This window comes from Streptomyces sp. IBSBF 2435 (genome assembly GCF_036815005.1).
Classification (GTDB): Bacteria; Actinomycetota; Actinomycetes; order Streptomycetales; family Streptomycetaceae; genus Actinacidiphila.
This window is the reverse complement of record NZ_JAJSYW010000209.1, coordinates 1-12,123: the sequence shown is the minus strand read 5'-3', so window position 1 is coordinate 12,123 and position 12,123 is coordinate 1. Positions and strand designations below refer to the sequence as shown.

The window sequence follows — 12,123 nt, the reverse complement described above, 5'->3', positions numbered from 1 at the left end:
GGGGCGCGGGGAACTGCGCGCTCAGCCCCCACCGGCCGGTGGTCCGGATCGGACCGAAGAGACCCTTTGGGTCGGTGACGACCCGCGCGCCCGGTGGGGGCTGAGCGCTCGGTTCCTCGCGCCCCTTGGGGTGGTGCGGTGCGTTCGTACGTGACGGTGGGTGGGGGTTGGTCGCGCAGTTCCCCGCGCCCCTGGGGCGGTGTGCGGCCCGTCCGCACACGACGGCGCGTCGTGGCTGAGCGCGCAGTTCCTCGCGCCCCTCAGGGGCACCCCCCGCCGTGCGGGCAGCGCAGCCCCGCGCCGGCGGCGGGGGGACGGCGCACCGCTATCGGGCGCTCCCCGCGGAAGGCGCAACCTCGGTGATCGGCGCCGCGAGAATGCGAGGCAGCGCCTCATCCGCACCGCAGGGGTGGCAGCCCAGCGCGACCTGCCGGTCGACGATGGCGCGTTCCGCGCGCATGAGGTGCCAGCCCCTCCTGAGGAGAAACGGCACCGCCTTCCGGCCTTCGCGAAGATCCCGCACGAACCGCCGACGCGCCGTCGTGGCGGGCCGCCCGCGCAGGCACACCGCGTCCGCGAGCAGCCCCAGTTCGCGGCAGCGGGCAACGATCTCGGCCGCGAAGATCCCCTCGGCGACGAAAAGCGGCGAGCCCCCCAGGTCCAGCCGGGCGCAGCCGCCGGCCGCGCTGGCGGCGATGTCGTAGACAGGCGTGTCCGCGGCGCCCTCCGCGCACAGCGCGGCGACCGCGGCGACCGCCGCGTCGGCGTTCCAGGACCGCGGCGCGTCCCAGTCGATCCCGGTGCCGCCCGGCAGCACCGGCAGCGACGGATCGTCGCCGTCCTTGTAGAAGTCGTCGAGCGCGAGCACCGGCAGCCCCGTGCGCGCGGCCAGCGAGGACTTGCCCGAGCCCGAAGGGCCGGCCAGCAGGATCACACGAGCGGGAAGTGAACTCACGGGAAACCATTCTCCCGCATCCCCGCCCGGGTGATCCCCCGCGGTAGGGCGACTACTCAACGCACTCGTTCCATTACGCTGAGCCCGGAAAGCAAGTGTCCGCCCCCGACAAGGCCCAGGTGCCCATGCCCTCCCTGCGTACAGCTCTCGCCCTCACCCTGACCGCCGCCGCGGCGACCCTCGTGCCGGCCGCCGCCGCGGTGGCGGCCACCCCGGCGCCCGCCGGAACGGCCGCCCCCGACAGCGCGCTGGACGCGCTCCCGCTGGACGTGCTGCCCGTCCAGACCGTGACCGGCGCGCTGGCCGCCGGTGTGGCGCCGGCCCGCGACCTCACGCTGGACCCGCTCGCGAACACCGGGGTGGACCCGCTGGACAACGGCGTGGGCACCCAGGTCGCCGACTTCCAGCCGCTGTCGACCACCGCGCTGACCGCGCCGATCACCCGCGGCGGCTCGCTGGGCACGCTGCCGCTGGTCGGGCCGGTGAGCGGCCTGCTGACCGGCTGACGCCGGGCGCTAGACGCCGATCGGGTGCCACACCGTCTTCGTCTCCAGCCAGGCCGTCAGGCGGCCTGTGCCGGGGTCGGCCGTCCAGTCCTCGGGCGACGGGCGGCGGACCCGCTTGAGGGTGTCGGCCGCCGAGACCTCCAGCTCCACGGCCAGCTCGGCGCCCGCGCCGCTCAGGTCGAGGCCGTTGACGTCCTGGTGGGCGGCCAGCGGTGCGGCCAGCTCCGCGGTGCGGCCCGAGAGGATGTTGACCACGCCGGCGGGCACGTCGGAGGTGGCCAGCACCTCGCCGAAGGACAGTGCCGGGAGCGGGGCGCGCTCGGCGGCGATCACGACGGCCGAATTCCCGGTGGCGATCACCGGGGCCAGGACGGAGACCAGGCCGAGCAGCGACGAGTCCTGCGGGGCCAGGACCGCGACCACGCCGGTCGGCTCGGGGGTGGACAGGTTGAAGAAGGGTCCCGCCACCGGGTTGGCGCCGCCCACCACCTGGGCGATCTTGTCGGTCCAGCCGGCGTACCAGACCCAGCGGTCCACCGCCGCGTCCACCGCGGCGGCGGCCTTGGCCTTCGACAGCCCGTCGGCCTCGGCGACCTCGCGGACGAACTGCTCGCGGCGGCCCTCCAGCATCTCCGCGACGCGGTAGAGCACCTGCCCGCGGTTGTACGCGGTCGCGCCCGACCAGCCGGGCACCGCCTTGCGGGCCGCGACGACCGCGTCACGGGCGTCCTTGCGGGACGACAGCGGCGCGTTGGCCAGCCACTGGCCGCCCTTGGAGTCCGTCACCTCGTACACCCGGCCGCTCTCGGAACGCGGGAACTTGCCCCCCACGTACAACTTGTAGGTCTTGAACACCGAAAGACGGGACTGCTGTTCAGGCGCCTTCATTGGTCGCGCTCCCCTTCTCGCTCGCACGCTCGCCCGCCGGGCCGGCCGCTCCGGCGAGGTAGCCCTCCAGGCCGTGCCGGCCGCCTTCCCGGCCGTAGCCGGACTCCTTGTAACCGCCGAACGGCGAGGTCGGGTCGAACTTGTTGAAGGTGTTGGCCCACACCACCCCGGCCCGCAGCTTGTTCGCCATCGACAGGATGCGCGAGCCCTTCTCGGTCCAGATCCCGGCCGACAGGCCGTACGGCGTGTTGTTGGCCTTCTCGACCGCCTCCGCCGGGGTGCGGAAGGTCAGTACGGACAGCACAGGGCCGAAGATCTCCTCGCGGGCGATCCGGTGGGCCTGGGTGACACCCGTGAAGAGGGTCGGCGCGAACCAGTAGCCGGAGGAAGGGAGTTCGCAGGTCGGCGCCCACCGCTGGGCGCCCTCCTCCTCGCCCGCCTCTGCCAGCGCGGTGATCCTGGCCAGCTGCTCGGCGGAGTTGATCGCCCCGATGTCGGTGTTCTTGTCCAGCGGGTCGCCGACCCGCAGCGTGCCCATCCGCCGCTTGAGCGCGTCGAGCACCTCCTCCTCCACCGACTCCTGCACCAGCAGCCGCGAACCCGCGCAGCACACATGGCCCTGGTTGAAGAAGATGCCGTTGACGATGCCCTCGACGGCCTGGTCGATCGGGGCGTCGTCGAAGACGATGTTCGCGGCCTTGCCGCCGAGTTCGAGCGTGACCTTCTTGCGCGAGCCGGCGACCGTACGGGCGATGGCCCGGCCGACCTCGGTGGAGCCGGTGAAGGCGACCTTGTCCACGTCCGGGTGCGCCACCAGCGCGGCGCCCGCGTCACCGTAACCGGGAAGGATGTTGACGACCCCGCGCGGCAGCCCGGCCTGCCGGCAGATGCCGGCGAAGAAGAGGGCGGACAGCGGGGTGGTCTCGGCCGGCTTGAGGACCACGGTGTTGCCCGCGGCCAGCGCGGGCGCGATCTTCCAGGCCAGCATCAGCAGCGGGAAATTCCACGGGATGACCTGCCCGGCCACACCCAGCGGGCGCGGGTCGGGACCGTAGCCGGCGTGCGCGAGCTTGTCGGCCCAGCCGGCGTAGTAGAAGAAGTGCGCGGCGACCAGCGGGAGGTCGACGTCCCGGGTCTCGCGGATCGGCTTGCCGTTGTCCAGCGACTCCAGCACCGCCAGCTCGCGGGCGCGCTCCTGGAGGATACGGGCGATACGGAAGAGGTACTTGCCCCGCTCCGCACCCGGCAGCGCGCTCCAGCTGGTGAACGCCTTGCGGGCCGCCTTCACCGCGCGGTCCACGTCGGCCTCGCCGGCGCGAGCGACCTCGGCCAGCACCTCCTCGCTCGACGGCGACACGGTCTTGAAGACGGTGCCGTCGGCGGCGTCGGTGAACTCGCCGTCGATGAACAGCCCGTAGGACGGCGCCAGATCGAGGATCGCGCGGGACTCGGGCGCGGGTGCGTAGGCGAATTTCTCATTGGCCATGACGATCAGTCCACCGTGACGTAGTCGGGACCGGAATACCGGCCGGTGCTGAGCTTCTGCCGCTGCATCAGCAGATCATTGAGCAGGCTGGATGCGCCGAAGCGGAACCAGTCGGGCGACAGCCAGTCGTCGCCGAGGGTTTCATTGACCATCACCAGGTACTTGATCGCGTCCTTCGACGTACGGATGCCGCCGGCCGGCTTGACCCCGACCTGCACGCCGACCGCGTCGCGGAAGTCGCGTACCGCCTCCAGCATCAGCAGGGTGTTGGGCGGGGTGGCGTTGACCGCGACCTTGCCGGTGGAGGTCTTGATGAAGTCGGCGCCGGCCAGCATCGCCAGCCAGGAGCAGCGGCGGATGTTGTCGTACGTCGACAGTTCGCCGTTCTCGAAGATCACCTTGAGGTGGGCGGCGGACTTGTCGGGGCGGACGCAGGCCTGCTTGATCGCCCTGATCTCCTCGAAGACCTCCATGTAGCGCCCGGACAGGAACGCGCCGCGGTCGATGACCATGTCGATCTCGTCGGCCCCCGCGGCGACCGCGTCCGCGGTGTCGGCGAGCTTGACCGGCTGCGCGACCCGGCCCGCGGGGAAGGCGGTCGCGACCGAGGCGATGCTGATGCCGGAGTCGTCGCCCAGCGCTTCCCGCGCCACGGCGACCATGTCGGGATAGACGCAGATCGCCGCGACATGCGGGGTGCCGGGGTCGGTCGGGTCCGGCCTGCGCCCCTTGGCGCACAGCGCCCGGACCTTGCCGGGGGTGTCGGAGCCCTCCAGGGTCGTCAGGTCGATCATCGAGATCGCCAGGTCGATGGCGTACGCCTTCGCGGTCGTCTTGACCGACCGGGTGCCGAGGCCGGCGGCTCTGGCGTCGAGGCCGACGGCGTCGACCCCGGGCAGGCCGTGCAGGAACCGCCGCAGGGCGGCGTCCGAGGCCGTGACATCGGCAAGGCCGGCCAGTCGCCCGGGGGCGTCGGGGCCGTATGCGGGAACAACTGAGGACATGGTCACCAGCCCAGCATATCTACGCGCGTAGCGGCGTGTCACTACCCGGGGTGGCCCGGGGGCCGGGGTATGCGGTGCCCGTGGGGCGGCCCGGGGTGGCCCCGGAGTGAGGGCCGGCCGTTTCCGGGCGGCGGCGGGTGGCTGTGGCCGGCGGCCGGCCCGAGGCGTTTCAGGGTGCCCCGGCCTCCCGGGCGCCCCCGGGTGACGCCGGGGCGTCGGGGGTGCCCGGCGGGCGAGGCCCGACCATCTCGGGGCGCCCCCGGGTGCCCCTGGCCTCCCGGCGGTGCCCGCGGGGCGGCGTTGAGACGGGAACGCAACCGGGTCGTGGCCCGGGCGGCAGGCGGGGTCGTGCACAATCGGTCGTTATGACGAGTCCGAGGTCCGACCGCCCGACGCCGCCGCCGGACAGCGCCGGCCCCGGGCAGCCGAAGTACGCCGACCGCGCCTACCGCTCGGTGGCCGGGATGGTCGGCGGAGTGGGGCTGGTCGCGGTCGCGTGCTGGCTCGGCGGCGACGCCATCGCCAATGGCAAGGGTCACACTCCCTGGCTGGCCATCGCGGCACTGCTGCTCGCGCTGCCGCTCATCGTGGCGCTCACGCTGCGGCCCGCGGTCTTCGCGAACTCCGACCGGATCCGGGTGCGCAACCCGTTCCGTACGATCACCGTGCCGTGGGCCGGGGTAGACGGGGTGCGGTCCTCGTACTCCACGGAGATGCTGGCCGGCGGCAAGAAGTACCAGCTCTGGGCCATCCCGGTCTCGCTGCGCGCCCGCAAGCGGGCGGCCAGGCAGGAAGCCAAGGTGAAGGCGGCGGGGGACGACGCGTTCACGCCGGGCGGCGGGGGGAGGCGGCCCGCGTACGGGCGCAGGTCCTCGCCCGTGCCGGGGGCGGACCCGACCATCCGGGCCTGGTCGGACCAGGCGCTCAGTGAACTGCGGGAGCTGGCCGAGCGTCACGAGGGCAAGGTGGCGGAGGGCGGGTCCACCGTGCCGGTGGTGCGCTGGTGCTGGGAGGTACTGGCCCCTGCGGCGGCCGGCGCGGTGGTCCTGATCGTCCTGCTGTCCCTCAGCTAGCCCCTGCGGGCGGCTGTCGCGATTTTGTGGCCGGACCCGGAGGCCCCCACGCCCCGAGTGGTGGCCGCCCGTGCCCGTACGCCGGGCCGCGTTGACTCGCCACGCGGGTCTCCGCGTTCCGTTGCCTGCGCGACGGCTCCGCCACCTGCTCGCGGACGGCACCGCCAGCGCGAGGCGCCCCCGGGATGGACGGGCGGCCCGCCTGCGCAAGACGCGCCCCCGGGTGGACGGGCGTACCGCCGGCCGAGGCACCCCCCGGGTGAGGGCGCACCCCGGGTGGAGGGCGTGCCCCCGTGCGGGAAGGCGCCGGCGGAAGAGGGTCGCCGCTGAGGGAAGCGGGCCGTCCTAGAGGCCCGCCGCTGAGGCGAGCGCGGACTTCAGGGCCGCCAGGACGGACGTCGCGGTGGCGCGGGCGGCGGCGGGGTCGCCGTCGACCGGGACGACCACCTCCAGGTAGCACTTGAGCTTGGGCTCGGTGCCGCTTGGCCGGACCACGACCCGGGCCGACGAGACGCCCCCGCCGGCCAGGCGGTAGCGCAGGCCGTCGGTCGGCGGCAGGCCACCCGCCCCGTCGAGCAGGTCCTCCGCCGTGACGACGGCGAGCCCGGCCAGCTCCACCGGAGGCTCCGCCCGCAGCCGCGCCATCACGTCCGCGATCAGCGACAGGTCCGCCACCCGCGCGGAGAGCTGATCGGTCGCGTGCAGGCCGTGCGCGACGGCCAGGTCGTCCAGGACGTCGGCGAGCGTGCGGCCCTCCCGCTTGAGGCCGGCGGCCATCTCCGCGATGAGCAGGGCCGCGCTGATGCCGTCCTTGTCCTTGACCCCGTCGGGGTCGACGCAGTAGCCGAGCGCTTCCTCGTAGCCGTAGCGGAGGCCCGGCACCCGGGCGATCCACTTGAAGCCGGTCAGGGTGTCCTCGTAACCGAGCCCGGCGGCGGCTGCGATCTTCGACAGCAGCGAGGACGACACGATGCTCGCCGCGAGGACGTCCCGGCCGGGCTCGGCGGCGCCCCGCCGTACGAGGTGCGCGGCCAGGAGCGCTCCCAGTTCGTCGCCGCGCAGCATCCGCCAGCCCGCGTCCGCGGCCGGGTCGGGCACGGCGACGGCGCAGCGGTCGGCGTCCGGGTCGTTGGCGATGACCAGGTCGGGGACGGCGTCCCTGGCGGTCTTGAACGCCAGGTCCATCGCCCCGGGTTCCTCCGGGTTGGGGAAGGCGACGGTGGGGAAGTCCGGGTCGGGCACCGCCTGTTCGGCGACGGCCAGCGGCGCGGTGAAGCCCGCCTGCTCGAAGGCCGCGGTCAGGGTGCCCAGGCCGACGCCGTGCAACGGGGTGTACACGGTGGACAGTTCGCGCGGGCCGCCGGGTTCGAGGACGGCGACCGCCCGGCGCAGATACGCCGTGACGACGTCCGCGCCGAGCACGTCCCAGCCGTCCGCGGCCAGCGGTACGGACGCCAGCGACCCGATCGCCGCGATCTCGGCGGCGATGTCCGCGTCGGCGGGCGGCACGATCTGGGAGCCGTCGCCCAGGTAGACCTTGTAGCCGTTGTCCTGCGGGGGGTTGTGGCTGGCCGTCACCATCACGCCCGCGTCGGCGCCGAGACGGCGTATCGCGTAGGCGAGGACCGGGGTCGGCAGCGGTCCGGGCAGCAGGTGCGCGCGCAGGCCGGCCGCGGTCATCACCGCGGCGGTGTCGCGGGCGAAGTCGGACGACTTGTGGCGGGCGTCGTAGCCGATGACGGCGGACGTGCCGCCGTGCGCGCGTACGTATGCGGCCAGGCCGGCGGCGGCGCGGATCACGACGGCCCGGTTCATGCGCATCGGGCCGGCGCCGAGGGCGCCGCGCAGGCCTGCGGTGCCGAACTCCAGGGTGCCGGCGAAGCGGCCGGCCAGCTCGGGGAGGTCGCGTGCGGCCAGCAGTCCTTCGAGTTCCGCCCGGGTCTCGGGGTCCGGGTCCTCGGCCGCCCATGCCTGGGCGCGGGCGATCAGGTCTTCCATGAGGATGCCTCCCCTTGCGGTGGCTTTCACAGTGCCGGTGCGCTGTGGCTGGTCGCGCACTTCTCGCGCCTTCGGGCGCACTTCTCGCACCCCTTCGGAGCGCTTCCCCGGTGGGACGGTTGCGGCGGCCGGGTGGTTGCCCGGGCGGCCCCGTGCCCCCGCGGGCGGGTCGGAGCCGGGTGGGTCAGAGCCGGGCGAGGAGGTCGGCGAGCAGCGTGCCCATCCGGGTCGCCGACTCGTGGCCCGCCGCCAGCACCTCCTCGTGGTTGAGGGGCGCGCCGGTCATACCGGCGGCGAGGTTGGTGACCAGGGAGATGCCCAGCACCTCGGCGCCGGCCTCGCGTGCGGCGATCGCCTCCAGGGTGGTGGACATGCCGACCAGGTCACCGCCTATCGCGCGGACCATGCCGATCTCCGCGGGCGTCTCGTAGTGCGGGCCAGGCAGCTGGACGTAGACGCCCTCCTCAAGGGTGGGGTCGATGTCGCGGCACAGGGCGCGCAGCCGGGGGGAGTACAGGTCGGTGAGGTCGACGAAGTTCGCGCCGGCGATCGGCGAGGTCGCCGTCATGTTGATGTGGTCGCTGATCAGCACCGGCTGGCCGGGGCGGTAGCCGGGCCGCAGCCCGCCGCAGCCGTTGGTGAGGACGATCGTCTTGCAGCCCGCGGCCACCGCCGTGCGGACCCCGTGTGCGACGCTCGCGACGCCCTTGCCCTCGTACAGGTGGGTGCGGCCGAGGTAGACCAGCGCGCGGACGCCTCCGACGCGGACCGAGCGCACCCGGCCCGCGTGGCCGGCCACCGAGGGCGCCGGGAAACCGGGCAGCTCGGTGATCGGCAGCTCGGCGTCCGCCGCGCCCAGCTGGTCGGCGGCGGGCACCCAGCCCGAGCCCATGACCAGGGCGACGTCGTGCGTCTGGGCGCCGGTCAGCGCACGCAGACGGGCGGCGGCGGCGTCGGCCGCGGCATAGGGGTCGGAGTTCACAGAAGCGTTCACGCGCTGAGCGTAACCTGTCAGGGCCTACGCGCGTAGACGGCCTGACGTGGACTGTTCAGGAAATAGGAGCATCCGACAATTGACGGCCGACCTGCGGACCGTCGGGGAAGTGGCCGAAAACGACCGCGCCCTCAGCAGGGCCGCTTGCGCAGCCCCATCACGTAGTCGTGCGGCGCCCCCGCCGACTCGGCCGCGTCGGCGATCTCGCCCAGGTAGCGCGCCGAGGGCAGGCCGCCCTCGTAGTCGTTGAGCACGTAGAGCCACGAGGCCAGGTCGCCGTCCAGGGTGTGCACCCGTACGGTCGTACGCCGGTAGATCTGCAGCGGTACGCCCTCCCAGCGGTCCATCGACTCCTCGTCGACCGGCGCGATGTCGTAGAGGCACACGAAGACCTGGCTGGCCGGGTCCTCGACCAGCGTCGCGAGCGCGCCTTCCCAGCCCATCTGCTCGCCGCCGAAGGTCAGCCGCCAGCCGTTCAGCCAGCCCGTGCCGCGCAGCGGGGAGTGCGGGGCGCGGCGCGTCATCAGCCGCGCGTCGAGGTTGCCTGCGTAAGCGGCGTAGAGCGACATGAGGACGAGGGTACGGGAGCGGCATCGCCTCGGGGCCAGGAAGTGAGGGGCAGTGGTGCCCCCTGTCGGTGAGCACTTGGCGCGTGCGGGACAATGGGGTACGTGACAAGGATCGTGATCATCGGTGGCGGACCCGGCGGCTATGAGGCGGCGCTGGTGGCAGCGCAGCTCGGCGCGGAGGTGACCGTCGTCGACTGCGACGGGCTGGGCGGTGCGTCGGTGCTGACCGACTGCGTACCGTCCAAGACACTCATCGCCACGGCCGAGGTGATGACGACCTTCGACTCTTCGTACGAAGAGCTGGGCATCATCGTCGCCGACGACACCCCGCCGCTGGAGCGCGCGGCCCGGGTCGTCGGGGTGGACCTCGGCAAGGTCAACCGCCGGGTCAAGCGCCTCGCGCTGGCCCAGTCGCACGACATCACCGCCTCGGTGACCAGGGCGGGCGCCACCGTGATGCGCGGCCGCGGCCGGCTCGACGGGCCGCAGACCGCGGTGGGCACCCGTACGGTCGTCGTCACGGCCGCGGACGGCACCGAGCAGCGGCTCACCGCCGACGCCGTACTGGTCGCCACCGGCGCGCGTCCGCGCGAACTGCCCGACGCCATGCCGGACGGCGAGCGCATCCTGAACTGGACCCAGGTCTACGACCTGGACGAACTGCCGCGCGAGCTGATCGTGGTCGGCTCCGGCGTCACCGGCGCCGAATTCGCCGGCGCCTACCAGGCGCTCGGCTCGACCGTGACCCTCGTCTCGTCCCGCGACCGGGTGCTGCCGGGTGAGGACCCGGACGCCGCCGCGGTCCTGGAGGACGTCTTCCGGCGGCGCGGCATGAACGTGATGTCGCGCTCCCGCGCCCAGTCGGTCAAACGGGTCGGCGACGGGGTCGAGGCGACCCTCACCGACGGCCGGGTCATCACCGGCACGCACTGCCTGATGGCGGTCGGCGCGATCCCCAACACCTCCGGGATGGGCCTGGAGGAGGCGGGCGTGAAGCTCACCCAGTCCGGCCACATCTGGACCGACAAGGTCTCCCGTACCAGCGCGTCCGGCGTCTACGCGGCGGGCGACGTCACCGGTATCTTCGCGCTCGCCTCGGTCGCGGCCATGCAGGGCCGGATCGCGATGTACCACTTCCTCGGCGACGCGGTGGCCCCGCTGAACCTCAAGACCGTGTCCTCCAACGTCTTCACCGACCCCGAGATCGCCACCGTCGGCTACTCGCAGGCCGACGTGGACAGCGGCCGGATCGACGCCCGGGCGGTGAAGCTGCCGCTGCTGCGCAATCCGCGCGCCAAGATGCAGGGCATCAGGGACGGCTTCGTCAAGATCTTCTGCCGCCCCGGCACCGGCATCGTGGTCGGCGGTGTGGTCGTCGCGCCCAAGGCGAGCGAGCTGATCCACCCGATCTCGATCGCGGTGGACAACAACCTGACGGTCGAGCAGATCGCCAACGCCTTCACCGTCTACCCGTCGCTGTCCGGCTCGATCGCCGAGGTGGCGCGGCAGCTGCACAACCGCAAGGCGACCGGCCTGGACCAGGGCCTGTCGTAGGGCCTGTCTGCCGTAGGCCGCGGTCCCGTCAGGACCACGTCGCCGGCCCCTTCGTCGTCCTTTCGCGGCCCCTTCGCGACACCGTCGCCGCCCTTCGCACCCGGCCCACGGGTTACGTGGCCGGGTGCGTCGGCATGCACGGGAGGGGCGCGCGGCGGCGCGGGCGAACGTACGGTCGGCGCGTAGCACTTCCCGGTCTCTTCGCCGCGTAACTTCCGTTATTTGGTGCAAAACGCAGAAAGTAGCGGTCGTTGGGGTTACTGTCGGTTCCGTGTTCGCTGCAGAACGTCGCCAACTGATCCTCGAAATGGTGCGGGCCAACGGAGCGGTGTCGCTTCGTGAGCTCGCCCGCGTCGTCCAGACCTCCGAAGTGACCGTGCGCCGCGATGTGCGCGCGCTGGAGGCAGAAGGACTTCTGGACCGCAGACACGGCGGTGCGGTCCTGCCGGGTGGCTTCACCCGTGAGTCCGGCTTTCCGCAGAAATCGCACCTGGCGACCGCCGAGAAGACCGCCATCGCCGACCTCGCCGCCTCGCTCGTGGAGGAGGGCGAAGCCATCGTCGTCGGCGCGGGCACCACCACGCAGGAGCTGGCCCGGCGCCTCGCCCGGGTTCCCGGGCTCACCGTGGTCACCAACTCCCTGCTGGTCGCCCAGGCGCTGGCCCACGCCAACCGGGTCGAGGTCGTCATGACCGGCGGCACCCTGCGCGGCTCCAACTACGGCCTGGTCGGCAGCGGCGCCGAGCAGGCCCTCCAGGGGCTGCGGGTGTCCCGGGCCTTCCTGTCGGGCGCCGGGCTCACGGCCGAGCGCGGGCTGTCCACGTCCAACATGCTGTGCGCCAGCGTGGACCGGGCGCTGGTGCAGGCGGCGGCGGAGGTCGTGGTCCTCGCGGACCACACCAAGCTCGGGGCCGACACGATGTTCCAGACGGTGCCGACCGAACTGATCACCCATCTGGTCACGGACGAGCCGCCGGCCGGGGACGAGCGGGCGGCGACGGAGTTGCAGGCGCTGGCGGACCGGGGGGTGCAGCTCGTGGTGGCCCCCGGGTGTCCCGGCGAGCCGGCCGCTCCGCTGCCGTCCCCCCGCCGGCCC

General features: G+C 73.3%; 11 protein-coding genes. 4 read left to right on the top strand and 7 right to left on the bottom strand.

Annotation, left to right across the window (positions count from 1 at the left end):
- Window positions 1-325: 325 nt before the first annotated feature.
- Window positions 326-955 carry an ATP-binding protein gene (locus V7E46_RS29100; protein WP_333771224.1) on the bottom strand — a complete coding sequence of 210 codons (630 nt, stop codon included), beginning with the start codon at window positions 953-955 and terminating at the stop codon, window positions 326-328.
- Between the two features lie 95 nt (window positions 956-1,050).
- On the opposite strand from V7E46_RS29100, the gene V7E46_RS29095 reads away from it, so the two are divergent.
- Window positions 1,051-1,461: a hypothetical protein gene (locus V7E46_RS29095; protein WP_333771223.1), complete on the top strand. Its 411-nt coding sequence runs from the start codon at window positions 1,051-1,053 to the stop codon at window positions 1,459-1,461.
- 9 nt (window positions 1,462-1,470) lie between these two features.
- Here the strand turns inward: V7E46_RS29095 and V7E46_RS29090 are convergent, their stop codons facing one another.
- The 3 genes from V7E46_RS29090 to deoC are packed head-to-tail and all read right to left on the bottom strand — an operon-like array spanning window position 1,471 to window position 4,839.
- Window positions 1,471-2,349, bottom strand: coding sequence for an aldehyde dehydrogenase family protein (locus tag V7E46_RS29090; protein WP_333771222.1), 879 nt, complete (start codon window positions 2,347-2,349; stop codon window positions 1,471-1,473).
- Window positions 2,336-3,835, bottom strand: coding sequence for an aldehyde dehydrogenase family protein (locus V7E46_RS29085; RefSeq protein ID WP_333771221.1), 1,500 nt, complete (start codon window positions 3,833-3,835; stop codon window positions 2,336-2,338). Before V7E46_RS29085 ends, V7E46_RS29090 begins: the two co-directional genes overlap by 14 nt.
- A 5-nt stretch (window positions 3,836-3,840) precedes the next feature.
- Window positions 3,841-4,839: a deoxyribose-phosphate aldolase gene (gene deoC / locus V7E46_RS29080; RefSeq protein ID WP_333771225.1), complete on the bottom strand. Its 999-nt coding sequence runs from the start codon at window positions 4,837-4,839 to the stop codon at window positions 3,841-3,843.
- A 365-nt stretch (window positions 4,840-5,204) separates the two neighbouring features.
- Here deoC and V7E46_RS29075 point away from each other — a divergent pair, with 365 nt between their 5' ends.
- The gene (locus V7E46_RS29075; RefSeq protein WP_333771220.1) at window positions 5,205-5,912 is read left to right on the top strand and encodes a PH domain-containing protein; all 708 of its coding nucleotides are present in this window, start codon (window positions 5,205-5,207) and stop codon (window positions 5,910-5,912) included.
- A gap of 345 nt (window positions 5,913-6,257) precedes the next feature.
- Here the strand turns inward: V7E46_RS29075 and V7E46_RS29070 are convergent, their stop codons facing one another.
- The 3 genes from V7E46_RS29070 to V7E46_RS29060 all read right to left on the bottom strand — a co-directional run bounded on the left by V7E46_RS29070 (window position 6,258) and on the right by V7E46_RS29060 (window position 9,473).
- Window positions 6,258-7,910 (bottom strand): phospho-sugar mutase, encoded by a 1,653-nt coding sequence (locus V7E46_RS29070; RefSeq protein ID WP_333771219.1) that lies wholly within the window; start codon window positions 7,908-7,910, stop codon window positions 6,258-6,260.
- Between the two features lie 184 nt (window positions 7,911-8,094).
- A complete protein-coding gene (locus tag V7E46_RS29065) occupies window positions 8,095-8,904 on the bottom strand; it encodes a purine-nucleoside phosphorylase (RefSeq protein ID WP_329175311.1) in 810 nt (269 codons plus the stop codon).
- Window positions 8,905-9,035: 131 nt separating this feature from the next.
- Window positions 9,036-9,473 (bottom strand): gamma-glutamylcyclotransferase, encoded by a 438-nt coding sequence (locus V7E46_RS29060; RefSeq protein ID WP_329175310.1) that lies wholly within the window; start codon window positions 9,471-9,473, stop codon window positions 9,036-9,038.
- A gap of 93 nt (window positions 9,474-9,566) precedes the next feature.
- Between V7E46_RS29060 and V7E46_RS29055 the strand changes: the two genes are divergently transcribed.
- On the top strand, window positions 9,567-11,027 hold the full coding sequence (locus tag V7E46_RS29055; protein ID WP_329175309.1) for an NAD(P)H-quinone dehydrogenase: 1,461 nt from the start codon (window positions 9,567-9,569) through the stop codon (window positions 11,025-11,027).
- Window positions 11,028-11,298: 271 nt separating this feature from the next.
- The coding region (locus tag V7E46_RS29050; RefSeq protein ID WP_333771218.1) for a DeoR/GlpR family DNA-binding transcription regulator at window positions 11,299-12,123 on the top strand (825 nt) is incomplete at its 3' end.

Coding starts and splice junctions, on each gene's coding strand:
- V7E46_RS29070 (WP_333771219.1), bottom strand. CDS start 7,910: ATGGAAGACCTGATCGCCCGCGCCCAGGCATGGGCGGCCGAGGACCCG.
- V7E46_RS29060 (WP_329175310.1), bottom strand. CDS start 9,473: ATGTCGCTCTACGCCGCTTACGCAGGCAACCTCGACGCGCGGCTGATG.
- deoC (WP_333771225.1), bottom strand. CDS start 4,839: ATGTCCTCAGTTGTTCCCGCATACGGCCCCGACGCCCCCGGGCGACTG.
- V7E46_RS29075 (WP_333771220.1), top strand. CDS start 5,205: ATGACGAGTCCGAGGTCCGACCGCCCGACGCCGCCGCCGGACAGCGCC.
- V7E46_RS29090 (WP_333771222.1), bottom strand. CDS start 2,349: ATGAAGGCGCCTGAACAGCAGTCCCGTCTTTCGGTGTTCAAGACCTAC.
- V7E46_RS29085 (WP_333771221.1), bottom strand. CDS start 3,835: ATGGCCAATGAGAAATTCGCCTACGCACCCGCGCCCGAGTCCCGCGCG.
- V7E46_RS29055 (WP_329175309.1), top strand. CDS start 9,567: ATGGGGTACGTGACAAGGATCGTGATCATCGGTGGCGGACCCGGCGGC.